Annotated in this window: 17 protein-coding genes and 1 other RNA gene; 12 read left to right on the plus strand and 6 right to left on the minus strand. The window is 58.8% G+C overall.

Features of this window, described 5'->3' with window-relative positions; translation table 11 throughout:
• Positions 1–77: 77 nt before the first annotated feature.
• Entirely contained in the window at positions 78–1256 is a 1179-nt protein-coding gene (locus J3353_RS10030) for a phosphopentomutase (RefSeq protein ID WP_005931044.1), read from the plus strand.
• Between the two features lie 169 nt (positions 1257–1425).
• A complete protein-coding gene (locus J3353_RS10035; protein WP_179859179.1) occupies positions 1426–1905 on the plus strand; it encodes a hypothetical protein in 480 nt (159 codons plus the stop codon).
• A gap of 80 nt (positions 1906–1985) precedes the next feature.
• Here J3353_RS10035 and J3353_RS10040 read toward each other — a convergent pair whose 3' ends face one another.
• The 4 genes from J3353_RS10040 to rnpB all read right to left on the minus strand — a co-directional run bounded on the left by J3353_RS10040 (position 1986) and on the right by rnpB (position 6533).
• Positions 1986–3692, minus strand: a complete 1707-nt coding sequence (locus tag J3353_RS10040; protein WP_207684784.1) for an LCP family protein — start codon at positions 3690–3692, stop codon at positions 1986–1988.
• A gap of 25 nt (positions 3693–3717) precedes the next feature.
• Positions 3718–4074 carry a NusG domain II-containing protein gene (locus J3353_RS10045; RefSeq protein WP_117504707.1) on the minus strand — a complete coding sequence of 119 codons (357 nt, stop codon included), beginning with the start codon at positions 4072–4074 and terminating at the stop codon, positions 3718–3720.
• Between the two features lie 3 nt (positions 4075–4077).
• Positions 4078–6012 (minus strand): NAD(+) synthase, encoded by a 1935-nt coding sequence (locus J3353_RS10050; RefSeq protein WP_207684785.1) that lies wholly within the window; start codon positions 6010–6012, stop codon positions 4078–4080.
• Positions 6013–6195: 183 nt separating this feature from the next.
• An RNA gene (gene rnpB, locus J3353_RS10055) (RNase P RNA component class A) lies at positions 6196–6533 on the minus strand.
• A 105-nt stretch (positions 6534–6638) separates the two neighbouring features.
• Between rnpB and J3353_RS10060 the strand changes: the two genes are divergently transcribed.
• The 3 genes from J3353_RS10060 to deoD all read left to right on the plus strand — a co-directional run bounded on the left by J3353_RS10060 (position 6639) and on the right by deoD (position 10517).
• Entirely contained in the window at positions 6639–7556 is a 918-nt protein-coding gene (locus J3353_RS10060; RefSeq protein WP_207684786.1) for an RluA family pseudouridine synthase, read from the plus strand.
• A 130-nt stretch (positions 7557–7686) separates the two neighbouring features.
• Entirely contained in the window at positions 7687–9573 is a 1887-nt protein-coding gene (locus tag J3353_RS10065) for a M23 family metallopeptidase (RefSeq protein WP_207684787.1), read from the plus strand.
• Between the two features lie 224 nt (positions 9574–9797).
• On the plus strand, positions 9798–10517 hold the full coding sequence (deoD, locus tag J3353_RS10070; RefSeq protein ID WP_207684788.1) for a purine-nucleoside phosphorylase: 720 nt from the start codon (positions 9798–9800) through the stop codon (positions 10515–10517).
• A 51-nt stretch (positions 10518–10568) separates the two neighbouring features.
• Here deoD and J3353_RS10075 read toward each other — a convergent pair whose 3' ends face one another.
• Positions 10569–10832, minus strand: a complete 264-nt coding sequence (locus tag J3353_RS10075; protein WP_097773600.1) for a Txe/YoeB family addiction module toxin — start codon at positions 10830–10832, stop codon at positions 10569–10571.
• On the minus strand, positions 10833–11099 hold the full coding sequence (locus J3353_RS10080; protein ID WP_005931018.1) for a type II toxin-antitoxin system RelB/DinJ family antitoxin: 267 nt from the start codon (positions 11097–11099) through the stop codon (positions 10833–10835).
• A 147-nt stretch (positions 11100–11246) separates the two neighbouring features.
• On the opposite strand from J3353_RS10080, the gene J3353_RS10085 reads away from it, so the two are divergent.
• The 7 genes from J3353_RS10085 (at position 11247) to J3353_RS10115 (ending at position 18871) form a co-directional block, all read left to right on the plus strand.
• The gene (locus tag J3353_RS10085) at positions 11247–11690 is read left to right on the plus strand and encodes a GNAT family N-acetyltransferase (protein ID WP_207684789.1); all 444 of its coding nucleotides are present in this window, start codon (positions 11247–11249) and stop codon (positions 11688–11690) included.
• 13 nt (positions 11691–11703) lie between these two features.
• Positions 11704–12153 carry a cytidine deaminase gene (locus J3353_RS10090; protein ID WP_156069991.1) on the plus strand — a complete coding sequence of 150 codons (450 nt, stop codon included), beginning with the start codon at positions 11704–11706 and terminating at the stop codon, positions 12151–12153.
• A gap of 202 nt (positions 12154–12355) precedes the next feature.
• A complete protein-coding gene (locus J3353_RS10095; protein ID WP_035393669.1) occupies positions 12356–13531 on the plus strand; it encodes a BMP family protein in 1176 nt (391 codons plus the stop codon).
• Between the two features lie 261 nt (positions 13532–13792).
• Entirely contained in the window at positions 13793–15301 is a 1509-nt protein-coding gene (locus J3353_RS10100) for an ABC transporter ATP-binding protein (protein WP_035393842.1), read from the plus strand.
• A 6-nt stretch (positions 15302–15307) separates the two neighbouring features.
• Positions 15308–16477, plus strand: coding sequence for an ABC transporter permease (locus J3353_RS10105; RefSeq protein ID WP_097770340.1), 1170 nt, complete (start codon positions 15308–15310; stop codon positions 16475–16477).
• A gap of 1 nt (position 16478) precedes the next feature.
• The gene (locus tag J3353_RS10110; protein WP_097770339.1) at positions 16479–17396 is read left to right on the plus strand and encodes an ABC transporter permease; all 918 of its coding nucleotides are present in this window, start codon (positions 16479–16481) and stop codon (positions 17394–17396) included.
• A 155-nt stretch (positions 17397–17551) separates the two neighbouring features.
• On the plus strand, positions 17552–18871 hold the full coding sequence (locus tag J3353_RS10115) for a thymidine phosphorylase (protein WP_097773603.1): 1320 nt from the start codon (positions 17552–17554) through the stop codon (positions 18869–18871).
• The last annotated feature ends 17 nt before the right edge of the window (positions 18872–18888 follow it).

Raw genomic sequence — 18888 nt, forward strand, 5'->3', positions numbered from 1 at the left:
GGGATTTGCTTATAATGAGGGTAAGCAAAAGTGCGACTGTTCCGGGGCAGCCCCGGAGGAAAATGGAGTGAAAACATATGGAAAAGCGTGTATTTTTGATCGTGCTGGACAGCTTTGGCATCGGCGCGGAGCCGGATGCAGCCGCCTTTGGCGACGAGGGCACCAACACGCTGGGAGCCATTGCAGGGCATCCCAATTTCAACTGCCCCAACCTGAAAAAGCTGGGCCTGTTCAACATTGACGGTGTGACTGCGGGCGAAAAGACCGACGCGCCCGCCGGTGCCTTTGCCCGCCTGCAGGAGCAGAGCATGGGCAAGGATACCACCATCGGCCACTGGGAGATCGCCGGGGTGGTCAGCCCGAACCCGCTGCCCACCTTCCCCAACGGCTTCCCGGAGGAGCTCATTCAGGAGTTTGAGGCAAAAACCGGCCACAAAGTCCTCTGCAATCTGCCCTATTCCGGCACCGAGGTGCTGAAGGACTACGGCGAGCAGGCCATGAAGGAAAATGCCCTCATCGTCTACACCAGCGCCGACAGCGTGTTCCAGGTGGCTGCCCACGAGGAGCTGGTGCCCGTGCACGAGCTTTACCGCTACTGCGAGATCGCCCGTGAGATGCTGAAGGGCGCGTACGGCGTGGGCCGTGTCATCGCCCGGCCCTTCCTGGGCAGCAGCGCCGAGACCTTCTACCGTACCACCAACCGCCACGACCTGAGCCTGAAGCCGCCCCGTGCCACCATGCTCGACTTGCTGAAGGAGGCCGGCAGGGATGTCATCGCCGTGGGCAAGATCTTTGATATCTTTGACGGGCAGGGCGTGACCGAAAAGATCAAGACTACCGGCAACACCAATGGCATCGCCTTCACCAAGGCATTGCAGACCCGGGATTTCGAGGGCCTGGCCTTTGTGAATCTGGTGGATTTTGATATGCTCTACGGCCACCGCCGCGACGTGCCCGGCTATGCTGCCGCCGCCACCGAATTTGACCGCTTCCTGGCCGACTTCATCCCCGGGATGCGGGAGGGCGACCTGCTGATGATCACCGCCGACCACGGCTGCGACCCCTCCTACACCAAGACCACGGACCATACCCGCGAGTATGTGCCGTATCTGGTCTGCGGCAAGGGCGTGAAGCCCGGTGTGGATTTGGGCACCCGGCTCTGCTTTGGCACCATTGCACAGACCGTGTGTGAATATCTGGGTGTGGACGCTTCCAGCCTGGACGGCCACAGCGTGCTGCAGGAGATCCTGAAGTAATATCGGCCCTCTCAGTCATGCGACAGCGTGATCGAGAGGGCTATTTTTTGTGCAAAGTCTTGAACAATATAGTCAGTTGTGGTAGACTAGCACATGCACGCTCGGTGCGTACAAAGTTTACGCCGGGCGCAGGAATTGATATGGTTTCAGAATAGAAGGAGACTATCACATGAGAATCAATCGTACTCTGGGTCTGGCACTGACCGCTGCTGTGCTGGCTGTTGCCATGACTGGCTGCTCCAATAGTGCATCTTCCACCGCATCCTCCGCTGCTTCCAGCGAGGCTGCTTCCTCTGTGGCCGCTTCCAGCGAAGCTGCCGAGAGCGAGGCCGCTGCCGCCAGCGTTGTCAGCACCGAGGATCTGGATGTGAACGGCACCACCTACTCCGCTGACTGCTACGGCGAGTTCACCCTGTCCAACGGCGACACCATGAAGCTGTGGAAGGTGAAGGACGCTTACGCAGACCTGAGCGCTCTGCCCATGAAGGGCATGGCCGAGGAGTTCCCCATCGAGGCCGAGGCCGAGCAGATCTATGTTGCTGACGTGACCAGCAACGGCGAGACCACCCGCCAGTATCTGCGCACCGACAAGGCTGGCCGCAACGGCACTGTCTCTGTCAAGACCTTTGAGCTGGGCGACGCTGAGTAATCGCGCTTCCCTGTAAAATCAGCAGACAACAAGCCCCGGACCTTTTGCAAGGCCCGGGGCTTGTGCTGTTTTATTCTGTTTTATTCTCCACTGCTGCTGGAGCCGAACAGAGCATCCAGCACGGTGGAAGCGGCCTGATGCAGGGAGTTGGCAGCAGATTCCACCTGTTCCTGCGTGGGCAGAGAGATAGAAGGTGTTTCTGCTCCGCTGGTGGATCCACTGCTGGCTTCACTCTCAGCAGGTGCTTCGGTGGAAGCCTCGCTCTCGGCAGGCGCTTCGGGGGTGGGTTCTGCGGGCTGCTCATCGGCAGGCTGTTCCGCAGGCACGCTCTCGGCAGGTTCCTCCACAATGACGCTGTCGGGCGATTCTTCCACAGAGGTGCCCGCGTTGGGATCGGCCGTGGGGGTGTATACCTCGGTCTTTTCGGGGGTCTGCTGGGTATCGCTCACGGTGCCCTCGCCGCCCAGAACGGATGCGATCAGTTCCTTGGCCTGGTTGACGGAGTTCTCATCCGGCTTCATCACATAGAGGCTCTGACCCTTTGCGGAGTAGCACTGGGAGCTCTTGCCGCCGGTGCCGGTCACGGTATAGCTCTGGATGTCCCAGTCAGACAGGCTTGCCAGCTGCATCCGCACCAGTGCGGAGATCTGCTCCTGAGAAAGGCTGGTCACAAAGCAGTCGGACACAGCATCCATCAGCTTGGAGAAGCTCATCAGCACGGTGGGGGATTTGATCTTGTTCATCATGGCATCGATGACTTTCATCTGGTTGATGCCGCGCTGGATATCGCCGGAGGCAAAGGCATGGCGCTCACGGGCAAAGGCCAGAGCGCTCTTGCCGTCCAGATGGTTCCAGCCCTCGGCAAAGGTGGTGGGGTCATAGTAGCCGGGGCTGCCCACCGAGGTGAACGCCTGATCGGAGTAGACATCCACGCCGCCCACGGCATCGATGATGCTGATGAAGCCCGCAAAGTTGATGCGGAGGTATTGGTCCACATTGACCCCGTACAGGTTGCCCAGGGTTGCCATGCTGGTCTCCACGCCGTACAGACCGGCATGAGTCAGCTTGTCCTTGCTGTTGGTGCCCGCCAGATCAACGTAGTAATCGCGGGGGGTGTTGATGAGCGCCACCTGTTTGGTGGAGGGGTTGACCACGGCGAGAATGTTCACATCGCTGCGGGCCTTTTCAGTCAGTTCGCCGCGGTTGTCCACGCCGCTCAGATAGACCACAAAGGGCTCCTTGGTGATCTTGTTGGCCTCGGTGCCGGTGACAAGGCCGGAGGTCACGTTGTCCAGTGCACTCAGGCCCTGCTGAGCCCAGACACAGCCCAGCGCCAGAAAGGCGCACAGGAACACCGAGAACACCCGGGATACCTTGCGGGGGGCGCTGTACTCCTGGCAGCGCTTGACCAGCAGCCAGAACAGCACCAGCAGCGCCGCAATGATGACCAGATACAGCGCGGGCAGCATCTGGGTGCGCCAGAGCTGTAGGAAGGCCGCAATGCTCAGAATGGCTTGTACGATCAGCAAAACAGTACCTCGTTTCGGGTTGGCCGCGCCGGTATCTGCATCCGGCTTGCGGCGGGGGGGCTTTGACTCCGGGGCAGGCCCGCCGGTATGCTTCGGCGGCTTGGGCGGTGCAGGCGGCGGGGTGGGAGCGGCAGTTTCCGGCGCAAAAAAGGCCGCGCTGTCCACCTCCACAGTCTTTTCTTCCGGTGGGCGGTGGCCCCGGTGGATGTGCCGGGTGCTGTCATCGTCCATATGGGAACGGGAAGTTTCATCAAACATAGGAATTCTCCTTTTTGACATGTCCTCAGGCAAGGGGCACGATGGTCAGAACGGCCCGTGCCGGCAGGCAGGTGGCCGTCTGATCCTCCTGCGAGATCCAGCCAAAGCTCTCGCAGATGTGGTCAGGGCAGGGGGAATCAATGAACCGTGCCGCGCCGTCTTTGACCTCGATGTGCACCGTCAGATAGCCGGTGTCGATGTCATAGACGGCATCCTTGTCCAGGGAGATCTTCTGCACCGTGTTTGCATCGCCGTAGATCAGCTCCGCGCCCAGGGTGCTGCCGCTCTGCCCGGCACTGCGGAGGTAAAAAAGCACCCCCGCGATCACCAGAACAACAGCGGCAAACAGTAAATTGACCCAGAGATTTTTTTTCTGCTTCATGGCTCAGGCATCCTTCTGGGGGAACAGCTGTTCCAGCTCGGCCAGCCACAGGGCGGCGCAGGCATCGCTGGGCATCCGCCAGTCCCCGCGCGGCGAGAGGGTCACGCTGCCGATCTTGGGGCCGTCGGGCAGGCAGCTGCGCTTGAACTGCTGGGCAAAGAACCGCCAGTAGAAGTTGCGCAGCCACTTGTAAAGCACCGCGTCCGGGTATTCCTCCCGGCCCGCAAAGGCTGCCCTGGCCAGCCGGAAGATCTTTGCCGGGCCAAAGCCGAAGCGGAGCACATAATAAAGGTAGAAGTCGTGCAGTTCATAGGGGCCCACCAGATCCTCGGTGCGCTGTGCGATCTCGCCGTTGTCCTTGGCGGGCAGCAGCTCGGGGGACACAGGGGTGTCGAGGATGTCCAGCAGCACCTCTTTCAGGGCCGGGGTGGCGGCGATGTCGGCTTCGTACCGGACAAGGTGGCGCACCAGCGTTTTGGGTACGCCTGCGTTCACGCCGTACATGCTCATGTGGTCGCCGTTGTAGGTGGCCCAGCCCAGTGCCAGTTCGGACAGGTCGCCGGTGCCCACCACCAGGCCGCCGGTGCGGTTGGCAGTGTCCATCAGCTCCAGCGTACGCACGCGGGCCTGTCCGTTCTCGTAGGTCACGTCCAGCACGCTCTCGTCCTGGCCGATGTCCCGGAAGTGGCTGTGCACCGTGGCGGCAATGTCGATCTCGGTAAAGCTGACGTGCAGCTCGTCACAAAGGATCTCTGCATTGCTGCGGGTGCGCTTGGTGGTGCCAAAGCAGGGCATGGTCACGGCCAGCACATCGGTGGTGGGGCGGCCCAGCTGCTTCATGGCGCGGACAGCCACCAGCAGGGCAAGGCAGCTGTCCAGACCGCCCGAAATGCCGATGACGGCTGTTTTGGCGCGGGCGTGCTCAAGACGCTTGGCCAGGCCATCGGCCTGCATCTTCAAAATCAGCTCACAGCGTTCGGCGCGCAGCTGCTCGTTGTGGGGGATAAAGGGGGTGGGGTCTACCCAACGGGTCAGCACGGTGTCGGTCAGGGCCAGGTCGAACTCCACGGTCTGGTAGCCCTCGGTGCTGGGCTCAAAGCTGGTGTTGCGCGCCCGCTCCGATTCCATCCGCTGGCAGTCCAGCTCTGTCTCGGCAAGGCCGCCCGCAAAGGGCTTCACCTCGGCCAGCAGGGTGCCGTTCTCGGCGATCAGGTCGTGGCCTGCGAACACCATGTCCTGGGTGCTCTCGCCGTGGCCTGCCGAGGCGTACAGGTAGCCGCAGAGCAGGCGGGCAGACTGGTTCTCCACCAGTGCCCGGCGGTACTCGGCCTTGCCCACCGTTTCATCGCTGGCCGAAAGGTTGGCGATGACGGTAGCGCCTGCCAGTGCGTGGAAGGTGGAGGGCGGCAGCGCGCTCCACAGATCCTCGCAGAGCTCCACGCCCAGCACAAAGCTGGGCATCTGACGGCAGCGGAAGAGCAGGGAGGTGCCAAAGGGGACATCCTGCCCGCAGACATTCACCCACTCCACCTCGGTGGAACCGGGGGTGAACTGCCGCTTTTCATAGAACTCGCCGTAGTTGGGCAGGTACGTTTTGGGAACCAGACCCAGCAGCTGCCCGCGGCAGAGCACGGCAGCGCAGTTGTACAGCTTGCCCCGCACCATCAGGGGCAGGCCCACAAGGGCCACGGTGTCCAGCTCCCGGCTGGCATCCAGCAGCTCCTGCAGGCCGGTCAGGGCTCCCTGCTGCAGGGTGCGCTGCAAAAACAGGTCGCCGCAGGTATAGCCGGTCAGGCAGAACTCAGGGAACACGGCCAGCTTTACGCCGCGGGCGGCGGCGGCACGCAGCTCCGTGAGGATCTGCCGGGTGTTGTAGGCGCAGTCCGCCACCCGAAGCGCGGGCGAGAGGGCTGCTGCTTTCAAAAAACCATCTTTCATCGGAGGATTTCACATCCTGTCTCTCTTGTTTGCCCACGGAGAACAACTGTGCTCCCGTGGTGAGGATAGTATACCACACTCTGGCCAAAACGAAAAGAGGGCTGTTATCAACCTTCTCTGCCCCTGCGCCTGACGGCGGGGCAAAGAAGGGTTCTAACAACCCCCTGCAGATACACCAAATGGAAAACGAGATGGACCGTAAGCCGGGTTCTGTATTAAACGACGATCTGTCTAGGCCTGCCATTGCTGACAGGCTCATGCCGCCTTCGGGACACGCGAGCAGCGCTGTACGTCCCATATAGGCGTTGCTTCCGGTAGGGTTTACAAAGCCGCATAGTCACCCATGCGCTGGTGAGCTCTTACCTCGCCCTTTCATCCTTACCGCATTGCTGCGGCGGTTTCCTTTCTGTTGCACTTTCCCTGAGGTCACCCTCGGCTGCCGTTAGCAGTTACCGTGCTCTGTGAGGCCCGGACTTTCCTCAGAGCGGTCAAAGCCGCCCCGCCGCCGTATGTTCCACTCGTTTTCCGTTCCCCATGATACCATAAAAAAACAAGATTTGCAAGTGACGATGAAATTTGGTATAATAAATCTAAATATGGCGTGAAATTTTTGGGAGGAACAAAGGATGCAGCTGCTTTTCAATGTCCCGCCCGAAGCCGATGGCGTGCTGCTGCGCGGCTTTCTGCGCCGGTGTGCCGTCTCCACGGAGCTGGCCCGGGCGGTCAAATTCCATGGCAGCGGCTTTTTTGCGGACGATGTTCCCATTCTGGCCAACCGCCGTGTGCAGGCAGGGCAGGTGATCCGCTTTGCGCTGCCCGCCGACGGCCCCGGCGTGGAGCCCCAGCCTGAGATCCCGGTCAGGGTCGTTTACGAGGATGCTTTTGCCGTGGTGCTGGAAAAGCCGCCCCATCTGGCGGTCCACCCCACACTGAACTACCCCCGGGACACCCTGGCCAACGGCTATGCCGCCTGGGCGGCTGCCCACGGCGAAAGCCCGGTGTTCCGCCCGGTGAACCGGATCGATAAAGACACCAGCGGGCTGGTACTGGCCGCAAAGAACGGCTATGCCGCGCCCCTGCTGGCCGAGGGCGTGGAAAAACTCTATTACGCCATCGTGGAGGGCGAACTGCCCCTTGGCCCCGGAGTCATCGATGCCCCCATTGGCCGGAGAGGGGACAGCATCATCGGGCGGTGCGTGACCCCCGAGGGCAAGCCCAGCCGCACCGAGTATACCATATTAAAGGCAGCGCAGGGCCTGAGCCTTGCCGCCTGTGTTCCCGTGACGGGCCGCACCCATCAGATCCGGGTGCACTTTGCGTCCATCGGCCACCCGCTGGCCGGGGACGACCTTTACGGCGGGCACCGTGACCGCATTGCCCGGCAGGCGCTCCATTGCGCCCGGCAGAGTTTCCGGGTGCCGGCTTACAGCGAGGTGCCCGGCGGCATCCGGCTGGAAACGCCGGTGGAGGAACACGCCCGCACCGTTGCAGTGGAGAGCCCCCTGCCCGAGGATATGCGGGCATTGCTGGATGCTGAAATATGAAAATATGGTGAAACCTCTGTGAAAGCTCTGCCCAAATTTTGTGACAAGCCTTGTATCGGCCCGGGCAGAGTGTATAATTGATATGAATTTGTAACTTTCGACCCAAAACGTCAGGAAGGAGCAACCCCTTTTGATCGAAGAAAAAACAAAGGAGCCGCAGAGCCAGGCTCCTGCAGCGCCGGTGAAGGGCAGAGAAAAACTGCGAAGCTTCTGGGCAAAGGTCCAGATCTCCGGCCTGCTGCGGCGGCACCGTTTCCGCCGCAAAACGCAGCGGCACATGAATGATGTGGCCAAAAAGCTGCGGGCCAGTGCCGTGGTGCTGACAGTTGGCGAGGCACTTTATGCACTGGGCTTTGCGGCAGAGTACATGGTGGTGCGCACAGGGCGCGGCATTGCTGCCGTGGCCCACAGACTGGCCCGCTGGTGCAGGAATGCCCGGCATACCATCATTGCAACAGCCTTTCCCGGTGCGGCGCAGATGTTCAAGGATCTGCTGGCACCGCTTTACCTGTTCTTCAAGGGCCTCGGCGCTGTGGCGGCCCACGCCAACGACGTGCGCCGGGAGCGGGGCTTTGGTGCTTCCGTAAAAGCGGCCGGGCGCTATTTTGTGGGCGGGCTCAAGCGCAACCTGAGCCTGCTGCCCCGGACGGCAATGTACATCCTGCCCCTGTGTATGCTGGCCGTGTTCGTCACGGTCTGGAACAGGACGATGGCCCAGCCCTATGCGCTGGCTGTGCAGGTGAACGGCCAGACCGTTGGCTATGTGGCCAATGAGGAAGTGTTCAACCTCGCAAAAGAGGATGTGATGCAGCGCATCAACTACGCCGGTTCGGACAAGACCGAGCTGACCATCGAGCCGACCTATACCATCTCCGTGACCCACAAGACCATGGACGAGAGCGAGACGGCGAACGCCATTCTGCAGAGCGCCAGTGACCAGATCAGTGAGGGCACCGCCCTGTATCTGGACGGGGAACTGACGGCAGTCTGCTCCGATGGTGACACCCTGCGCAGCTATCTGGAGAGCCTGCTGGCCCCCTACGAGGATCAGACGGACGAGAATATCAGCGTGGGCTTTAACAAAAATGTGACGCTGGAAGATGGAATCTACTTCAACGACAGCTTTGAGGATGACAATTCCATCGAGAATATGCTGACCGGCGTGCAGCAGCAGGAGAAGATCTACACGGTCAGGGCGGGCGATACCCTGTGGGACATTGCCCAGAAGAACGACCTGACCTTCCGGGAGCTGTGTGCCCTGAATACGAATTTCAAGGGTGCTCCCCTGACCGAGAACTCCAATATCCAGGAGGGCGACCAGCTGATCGTGACCAAGCAGGAGGCTCTGCTGGAAGTCCGCATCACCAAGGTGGAGACGCGGGAGGAGGAGATCCCCTTCGGCACCGAGACCACCCAGTCCAACGAGTACACCAAGGGTACCACCAAGACCCTGCAGGAGGGCCAGAACGGCCTGCGCCGCGTCACCATGCAGAACGTCTACGATACCAATGGCGTGCTGCTGGAGCAGACCATCCTTTCCACCGAGACCATCCGGGAGCCGGTGAACAAAAAGGTGGTCGTTGGCACCAAGAAGGTCACGAAGTACGGTGCGGCGGCATACATCGGTGGCAGCGGTCAGTTCATCTGGCCTGTGCCGGGCTACCGCAACTGCTCACGCTGGTATAGCAGCGGCCATAAGGGCGTGGATATCTGTGCCTCTGCCGGTACGCCCATCTATGCATCGGCGGGTGGCACTGTGACCAAGGCGGGTTATAACAAGGCCGGTGCCGGTACGGGCTATGGTTATTCTGTGATCATCAGCCACTCCGGCGGCTATACCACGGTCTATGCCCACTGCCTGTCTCTGGCGGTCAGTGCGGGCCAGACCGTGCGGCAGGGCCAGCTCATCGGCTATGTGGGCAGCACGGGCCGCTCTTCCGGCAACCACTGCCACTTCGAGATCCGCCGCAATGGCTCGTACATCGCACCGCAGAGCGTGTTCTCCGGAAAGCGATAAATCAGAACAGAACCTCTCCGGCAATGCGAAGCATAAACTTGGCTCCCCTATCAGGCAACAACGACGACCGCCGCCAGTGGCGGATGAAGGGAGGCGTTGTTGGGGCAGCGGCCAGCAGGACACGAGTGCAATACTTTGCACGAAGTGGACGCTGGGAGCCGCAACTCGTATGCTGGCGTGAAGCGCCGGAGAGGTTTATTTTACAAACAAAAAGGAGAATGATTATGGCAACACCCCACATCAGCGCTGAAAAAGGCGATTTCGCAAAGACCGTCCTGATGCCCGGCGATCCGCTGCGGGCAAAGTTCATCGCGGATACCTTCCTCAAGGATGTCCGCCAGGTCACCGGTGTCCGTGGAATGCTGGGCTTTACCGGCACCTATGAGGGCCGCCCCATCAGTGTGATGGGCAGCGGCATGGGAATGCCCTCCATCGGCATCTACTCCTACGAGCTGTACAAGTTCTACGATGTGGAAAACATCATCCGCATCGGCTCTGCCGGCAGCTACACCGACAAAGCCAAGCTGTTCGATGTGGTGCTGGCCGCCGGTGCCGTGAGCGAGAGCAATTATGCCCGGGTCCAGAGCGGCTTTGAGGGGGATCTCACCCTGCCCAGCCAGACCCTGAACGACAAGCTGCGTGCTTCCGCCGCAAAGCAGGGCATCCCCCTGATCGAGGGCAACATCCATTCCTCCGATGTGTTCTATCGCCAGCCCTCCGATGAAAAGCCCACCTACTGGGAAAAGCTGCGGGATGAGCGCGGCTGCCTGTGTGTGGAGATGGAGAGCTTTGCCCTCTTCGCCAACGCTCAGGTCCTGGGCAAGAACGCCGCCTGCCTGCTGACCATCTCCGACAGCTTCGTCTCCCCGGAGATCACCACCGCCGAGCAGCGTCAGACCAGCTTCACCAACATGATGAAGGTCGCACTGGGCGCGGAGTACTGATTTGCATTCACAAAAAGGGTTGTTGTCACACGACAACAACCCTTTTATGTTTTAAGTGTCACTATAATGACCGAAACAGGATGCGATAATGATATTGCCGTCCTGCTCTTTATAAACAATGCGGTGCGTATCGTCGATGCGGCGGCTCCACCATCCACTCAAATCACCTTTTAGGGGCTCGGGTTTTCCAATGCCCTCGTAGGAGTTCCGCTGGATGTCTTTCAGAAGTGTGTTGATACGCTTCAGCAGCTTTTTGTCTCGCGTCTGCCAAAGGCAGTAATCCTCCCATGCTTCCTCTTCCCAAAGCAATCTCATTTAATCTACCTCGATCAAATCGTGCTCAGTGAGTTTGGCTTTTCCGGTATCGATGTCGTGGACGATCTGGCGGAGATGATTGATGTTGCTTTCCGAGTAGAACGGGTCGGCGGAAACCTCAAAGGGAATGCGGTGCTCCCGGGAAACTTTTTTGGCGAAAATCGTGAATGCCGTTGTCATAGAAAGTCCCATCTCGGCGCAAACCTCTTCCATGCTGCGTTTCAGGTCTGGGTCCATCCGGAAGTTTACATTGACTGCATTTGCCATTCTAATACACCTCCTTCTTGATTCTATTATATGCGTCTGTAATGAAAAATGCAAGAACTTTCGTTACATAATAAATGAACAACGAGAAATCTCTTGAAGAATTTGAGAACACGCCGTATAATTGAAGTGCAAAAGAGGGGATGAAAGATGAACGACTTTCAACCAAATCAGGATATCTGCCTTGTACCTTATTACCCAGCCTATGAAATTGCCCTTCCGTGGTATCAGGACGCAGAACTGTGCCATCATGTAGATAATCAGAATCGCATTTATGACCTGTCTATCCTGAAAAATATGTACCAGTATCTGGATAGTCATGGTGATTTGTTCTACATTGAATATAGGGGCATTTTGTGCGGAGATGTATGCTTGCAGACAAGCGGAGAAATTTCGATTGTGGTCTGCAAAGAGTATCAGAACCGGCACATTGGGAGAACAGTGATTGGGAAGATTCTTGCACTGGCAAAAGAGAAGAAGTATCCGCAATGCTATGCAGAAATTTATTCTTTCAACAAGCAGTCCCGCAAAATGTTTGAAAGTATAGGATTTGTTCGGAAGGACGCAGAAACGTTTGTTTATACTTTAGAATGAAAAGGAGGCCCCTATGACCAATCTGACTTTAGACGAAAAGAAAGCCCTGATCCGGATGGCGCTGGATGCCCGGGAGCAGGCCTATGTGCCTTACTCCGACTTTATGGTGGGTGCTGCCCTGCGGGCCGAAGATGGCCGCATCTTCACCGGCTGCAATGTGGAAAACGCTGCCTTTACCCCCACCAGCTGTGCCGAGCGCACGGCCCTGTTCAAGGCGGTGAGTGAGGGCGTGACCCGCTTCACCGACATTGCCGTGGTGGGCTCTCGCCGCGGCGAGGTGAACAAGCAGATCACCTCACCCTGCGGGGTCTGCCGTCAGGCGCTGTTTGAGTTCGGCGGGCCGGAGCTGAATGTCATCATGGCAAAGACCCCCGATGATTTCATCGAGCGCAGCATGGACGAGCTGCTGCCCTTCGGCTTTGGCCCCTCCAACGTGGCAGGCAACAAAGCCGTGGAAGAGTGAGGCGGGAAGCGGATATTTTGCCAAAATTGGCGAAACAGTACGACTTTTACGCGAATTTTACAAAAAATCTGTAAAGATTTTGTAATCGGAAATGCCTTGCTTTCCTCACATGACCCGGCTATACTTGGGTCAGTAAATGTGCAAGTGTGCGCATTCCCTTTGTAAAGCGCAATTTTTAATGTATAAAAAGGAGAGTTTTCTTATGATGATTTCTCGTCGTAACTTCCTGGCTGTGGCTGGCGCTGCAGCTGCTGCCGCTGCCCTGACCGCCTGCGGTGGTTCTTCCTCTTCCACCAGCACCGCTTCTTCCACTGCTTCCTCTGCAGCTTCTGAGGCTGGCTCCGAGGCTGCCAGCAAGATCACAAAGGTCGCTCTGACCTGCGATACCGGCACGATCGATGACGAGAGCTTCAACCAGGCTTGCTGGAGCGCTGTCTCCAGCTACATGGGCGATGACTGCCAGTACTACATCCCCGAGGCTGACGCTTCCGATGAGGACCGTGAGACCATGATCCGTCAGGCTGTCAACGATGGCGCTGAGGTCATTGTCTGCGTTGGCTACCTGTATGGTGCTTCTCTGGCATGGGCTGCTGAGCAGTACCCCGATGTCAAGTTCGTCGCTATCGATGTCACCCAGGGCGATATCGGCACCGATGAGATCCCCTCCAACTGCTACTGCATCACCTTCAAGGAGGAGCAGGCAGGCTATCTGGCAGGTTACGCCATTGCCAAGGACGGCAAGACCAAGCTGGGCTTCCTGGGCGGCATGGCTGTTCCCGCTGTCATCCGTTACGGCTACGGCTTTGTGCAGGGCGCTGATGCTGCTGCTCAGGAGCTGGGCCAGAACATCGACATCAACTACTTCTACGGCGGCCAGTTCTACGGTGATGCCAACATCACCTCCCGTATGGAGGGCTGGTACTCCAACGGCACTCAGGTCGTCTTTGCCTGCGGCGGCGGTATCTACACCTCCGCTGTTGAGGCTGCCCTGAAGAACAACGGCTACGTCATCGGCGTTGACGTTGACCAGAACTACATCGGCGCAAACGGCGTTGCTGATGGCACCTATGCTTACAACCCGTTCATCACCTCCGCTATGAAGGGCCTGTCTGAGGCTGTTTCTACTTCTCTGTCCGACATCGAGGCAGGCGAGTGGAGCACCATCGCAGCAACCAACGGCAACTTTGGTCTGGAGGACGGCGATTACATCGGCCTGCCCACCGATGAGGACAGCTGGAACTTCGAGACCTTCACGGTTGAGGAGTACGAGGAGCTGAAGCAGAAGATCGCTTCCGGCGAGATCGTTGTTGACAACAGCTCTGATGACGCTACCAAGCCCACCGTCAGCGAGTTCACCAACGTCACCTACATCCAGTAAAATTTGAACAGTCCGCAAGGGCTGCAGGGAACGACCCTCTCCGTCATTGCCGCCAGGCTTTGACGGAGAGGGTCGTTTTTGTCTCGCGAAAAATCGTGCAGCTTGCACAAAAGTAATACTTATAAGAGTACATCCCGCCAAAAAATCAAAAAGAAGTGTGCAAAACCGCAAAAATACGGTATAATGGTACACAGAATAGTATAGGTGTCGATTTGACACGAAAGGAGAGTGAGCAGATTGGCAGAGGATTTTGTGATCGAGATGCTCCACATTACCAAGGAGTTCCCTGGAATCAAGGCAAACGATGATATCACCCTGCAGCTGCGCAAGGGCGAGGTACATGCCCTGCTGGGCGAAAACGGCGCTGGCAAAAGTACGCTGATGAGCGTGCTGTTCGGCTTGTACCAGCCGGAAGCCGGTAAGATCCTCAAGAACGGCAAGGAGGTCGCTGTCCGCAACCCCAACGATGCAAACGCGCTGGGCATCGGCATGGTGCACCAGCACTTCAAGCTGGTGGAATGCTTCAGCGTGCTGGATAACATCATTCTGGGCGTGGAGCCCAATAAGCTGGGCTTTTTGCAGAAGGCTGAGGCCCGCAAGAAGGTCATGGCTTTGAGCGAGAAGTACGGCCTGCGTGTGGACCCCGATGCACTCATCAGCGATATCTCTGTTGGTATGCAGCAGCGTGTTGAGATCCTGAAGATGCTCTACCGCGACAACGAGATCCTGATCTTTGATGAGCCCACCGCTGTTCTGACCCCGCAGGAGATCGACGAGCTGATGGAGATCATGCGCGGGTTCAAGAAGGAAGGCAAATCCATCCTCTTCATCACCCACAAGCTCAACGAGATCATGGCAGTGGCAGACCGCTGCACGGTTCTGCGCAAAGGCAAGTATATGGGCACTGTGGACATCAAGGACACCACCAAGGAAGAGCTTTCCCGCATGATGGTCGGCCGCGATGTTCAGCTGCAGGTGGACAAAAAGCCCGCCGCCCCCGGTGAGGTGGTGCTGGACGTGCAGAACGTTACCATGCACAACGCCCAGCACAAGAAGGATGCCGTCAAGAACGTCTCATTCCAGGTGCGCGGCGGTGAGATCGTCTGTCTGGCGGGCATCGAGGGCAACGGCCAGACCGAGTTTGTCTACGGCCTGACTGGTCTGGAAAAGTTCAACAGCGGCAAGGTGCTGCTGGACGGCAAGGAGATCACCAACGAGAGCATCCGCCAGCGCTCCAAGGACGGCATGAGCCATATCCCTGAGGACCGCCACAAGCATGGTTTGGTGCTGGATTATAGTCTGGAGAACAATATGGTGCTCCAGCGTTACTGGCAGCCCGAGTTCCAGCACAACGGCTTTATCCGCAGTGAAAAGGTGCGGGAGTACTCTGATAAGCTGATCGCCCAGTATGACGTGCGCAGCGGCCAGGGCAGCGCCACCATCGTGCGCAGCATGTCCGGCGGCAACCAGCAGAAGGCGATCATTGCCCGTGAGATCGACAAAGACCCCAAGCTGCTGGTGGCAGTGCAGCCCACCCGCGGCCTGGATGTCGGTGCCATTGAGTATATCCACAAGCAGATCGTGGATGAGCGCGACAGGGGCAAGGCCGTGCTGCTGGTCAGCCTGGAGCTGGACGAGGTGATGAACCTCTCTGACCGGATCCTTGTGATGTACGAGGGTGAGATCGTGGGCGAGTTTGACCCCAAGACCACCACAGTCCAGGAGCTGGGCCTGTACATGGCCGGTGCCCGCAAGCAGGGAAAGGAGTAAGCAGAAATGAAAAACAAAAAACTTTCCCACAACGGGCTGCAGGGTTCTGTCACCAGCGTGATGGCTGCCCTGCTGTGCATCCTGATCGGTCTGGCTGTGGGCTTCCTCGTGCTGCTGGCCATCAACCCGGCCCACGCATGGGCAGACGGTTTTGTCCGCATCCTCAAGGGCGGCTTCCATGATGCCCCCTATGGTGTCGGCAAGGAACTGGCCAACGCCGCGCCCCTGATCATGACCGGCCTTTCCGTGGGCTTTGCCTTCAAGACCGGCCTGTTCAACATCGGTGCCGCCGGTCAGTACACGCTGGGCGCTTACGGTGCCCTCTACTGCGCCATCATGCTCAAGCTGCCCTGGTTCGTCTGCCTGCTGGCTGCGGCCATTCTGGGCGGTCTGTGGGGTGCCATCCCCGGTTTCTTCAAGGCCTACTTCAACATCAACGAGGTCATTACCTCCATCATGTTCAACTGGATCGGCCTGTACCTTGTCAATGAGCTGGTCTACCAGAACGGCACCGGCCCCATGTATGATGTGCGCAACACCCGCACCCTGAACCTGGGCAAGAACGCAGATCTCGCCCAGTCTGTCATCCCGGACTTCGGCCTGAACAAGCTGTTCCAGACCAACAGCACCACCATTGCCATCTTCCTGGCCGCTGTGGTTGCCATCCTGATCTGGGTGGTGCTGAACAAGACCACCTTTGGCTATGAGCTGAAGGCTGTCGGCCTGAACAAGAGCGCTGCCCGCTACGCCGGTATCAACGAAAAGAAGAACATCATCCTCTCCATGGCCATTGCCGGTGCGCTGGCAGGCTTTGGCGCGGGCCTGTTCTACCTGTCCAACGTGGGCCAGTGGAATCCGCTGAACTCCACCAGCCTGCCCGCCATGGGCTTCAACGGCATCTCCGTTGCCCTGCTGGCAAGCTCTAACCCCATTGGCACCATCTTCTCGGCCCTGTTCATCTCCCACATCTCGGTGGGCGGCACCTTCCTTTCCACCAAGTATTACCCCACGGAGATCGCCGACCTGATCAGCGGCATCATCATCTACCTGTGTGCATTCTCCATGCTGTTCCGCGGCAAGATCCAGAAGCTGCTGTTCAAGAATGCGGACAAGACCAATGTGAACGCAGAGCCTGCCCCGGCGGAAAAGGCCAACGCGAAGAAGGAGGGCAAGTAAGATGCTGCTTTTGATCAAATATACCCTGCTGTATGGCATCGTCCTGATGCTGGTGGCACTGGGCGGTATGTTCAGTGAGCACTCCGGCATCATCAACATCGCGCTGGAAGGCATCATGGTCATCGGCGGTGTGGCGGGTGTTCTGACCCTGACCATGCTTCCGGCCGACATGTCGCCGTTCCTGGTGGTGCTGATCTCGGTCCTGGTGGCTGCGTTGGCCGGTATCGTGTACAGCCTGCTTCTGGCCTTTGCTTCCATCAACCTGAAAGCGGACCAGACCATCGGCGGCACGGCCCTGAACCTGCTGGCCACCGCCATTGCCGTGGTCATTGCCAAGTATTTCAGCGACAGCGGCAGCGCCAAGCTGAACTATTCCAACAAGCCGTTCCTGTTCAGCATCGGCGGCCTGGAGCTGAGCATCTTTGTGCCGTTGGGCATCGTGCTGCTCGTCATCAGCTATGTGGTGCTGTACAAGACCCGCTTCGGTCTGCGCCTGCGCGCCTGCGGCGAACATCCTCAGGCAGCCGATTCTGTGGGCATCAACGTCTACAAGATGCGCTACGCGGGTGTGCTGCTTTCCGGTGCGCTGGGCGCTATCGGCGGTCTGGCATATATCGTGCCCCCGGTGCAGACCTGGAACTTTGAGGTCGGCGTGGCTGGCGCGGGCTTCCTTGCACTGGCTGTTATGATCTTTGGCCAGTGGAAGCCCTTCAACATCTGTGCCGCCGCCATGTTCTTTGCCGTGTTCAAGAGCCTGGCAAACATTGCGGACTCCACCTTCCTGGCGCAGCTCCACTGGTCCAGCAACATCTATAACATGATGCCGTTCATCGCATCCATGATCATTCTGGCCTTTACCTCCAAAAACAGCATGGCCCCCAAGGCTGAGGGCATCCCTTACGACAAGGGTTCCCGCTGAGCGAGGTTTGTTCCAAGGGCGCAGCTGCTTTTCCGGGCAGCTGCGCCCTTGGTGTTCAAAACCCGACAAAGGAGACGGAATGTGGATTGCCTTTGTCAAAAAGTCTGTTATAATGGAATTTATTGAAAGTCATACTGTCAGACAGGAGAATTGCGATGCGTATTTATGATCTGATCGCGAAAAAGCGCGATGGCGGTACCCACACCCGGGAAGAGCTGGAGGCCATTGTCAACGGCTTTGTCAGTGGGGAAGTGGCCGATTACCAGATGGCTGCCTGGATGATGGCGGTCTACCTGCGCGGCATGACCAACGAAGAAACTGCCGAGCTGACGGACGTGATGGCCCACAGCGGCGTGATGGTCGATCTTTCCCCCATCCCCGGCATCAAGGTGGATAAGCACTCCACCGGCGGCGTGGGCGATAAGACCACCCTTGTGATCGCCCCGGTGGTGGCGGCCTGCGGTGTGAAGATCGCCAAGATGAGCGGCCGCGGTCTGGGCCATACCGGCGGCACCATTGATAAAATGGAGAGCGTGCCCGGCACCAGAACTGCCCTTTCGCAGGAGGAGTTCTTTGCCCAGGTGAACAAGATCGGGCTGTCGGTCATTGGCCAGAGCGAGGGCATTGCCGTGGCGGATAAGAAGATGTACGCCCTGCGGGATGTGACCGCCACGGTCAGCTGCATCCCGCTGATCGCCTCTTCCATCATGTCCAAGAAGCTGGCCTCCGGCTCCGATGCCATCCTGCTGGATGTGACCACCGGTACCGGTGCCTTTATGAAGACCGTGGACCAGAGCATTGAGCTGGCTGAGCTGATGGTCGCCATCGGCACCCACCATGGCCGCCGGGTGGCCGCCATGATCACCGATATGGACACCCCGCTGGGCCGCAACATCGGCAACAGCCTTGAGGTCATGGAGAGCATGGACGTGCTCAAGGGCAAGGGCCCTGCCGACCTGACCGAGGTCTGCCTGCAGCTGGCCGCCAATATGCTGGTGCTGGCAGGCAAGGGTACCCCGGCGGAGTGCCGTGCCATGGCACAGGCTGTGATCGCGGACGGCTCTGCCTTTGCCAAGTGCAAGGAGATGTTTGCGGCCCAGGGCGGCGACACCCGTGTGCTGGACGATTACAGCCTGTTTGAGCAGCCCGCAGCCAGCTTTGAGCTGCTGGCCGAGCAGGATGGCTACATCGTGGCCAACGATGCCGAGAAGATCGGCTCTGCCAGTGTGCTGCTGGGCGCTGGCCGCCAGAAGAAGGGAGACCCGCTGGACTTTGCGGCCGGCATCACCCTGCACAAAAAGCGCGGCGACTATGTGCACAAGGGCGAAAGCCTGGCCACCTTCTACGGTGCGGCAGATAAGTTTGAAGCCGCTGCTGCGGAGTACCGCAGCGGTCTGGTCTATGGTGCGGAAAAGCCCGAGGAGGCCCCGCTGGTCTACGCTCTTGTCACCAAGGACGGCGTGGAGCGCTACTGAGAAAGCATCCTTCCCGC

Source organism: Faecalibacterium sp. Marseille-Q4137 (assembly GCF_017377535.1).
GTDB classification, from domain to species: domain Bacteria; phylum Bacillota; class Clostridia; order Oscillospirales; family Ruminococcaceae; genus Faecalibacterium; species Faecalibacterium duncaniae.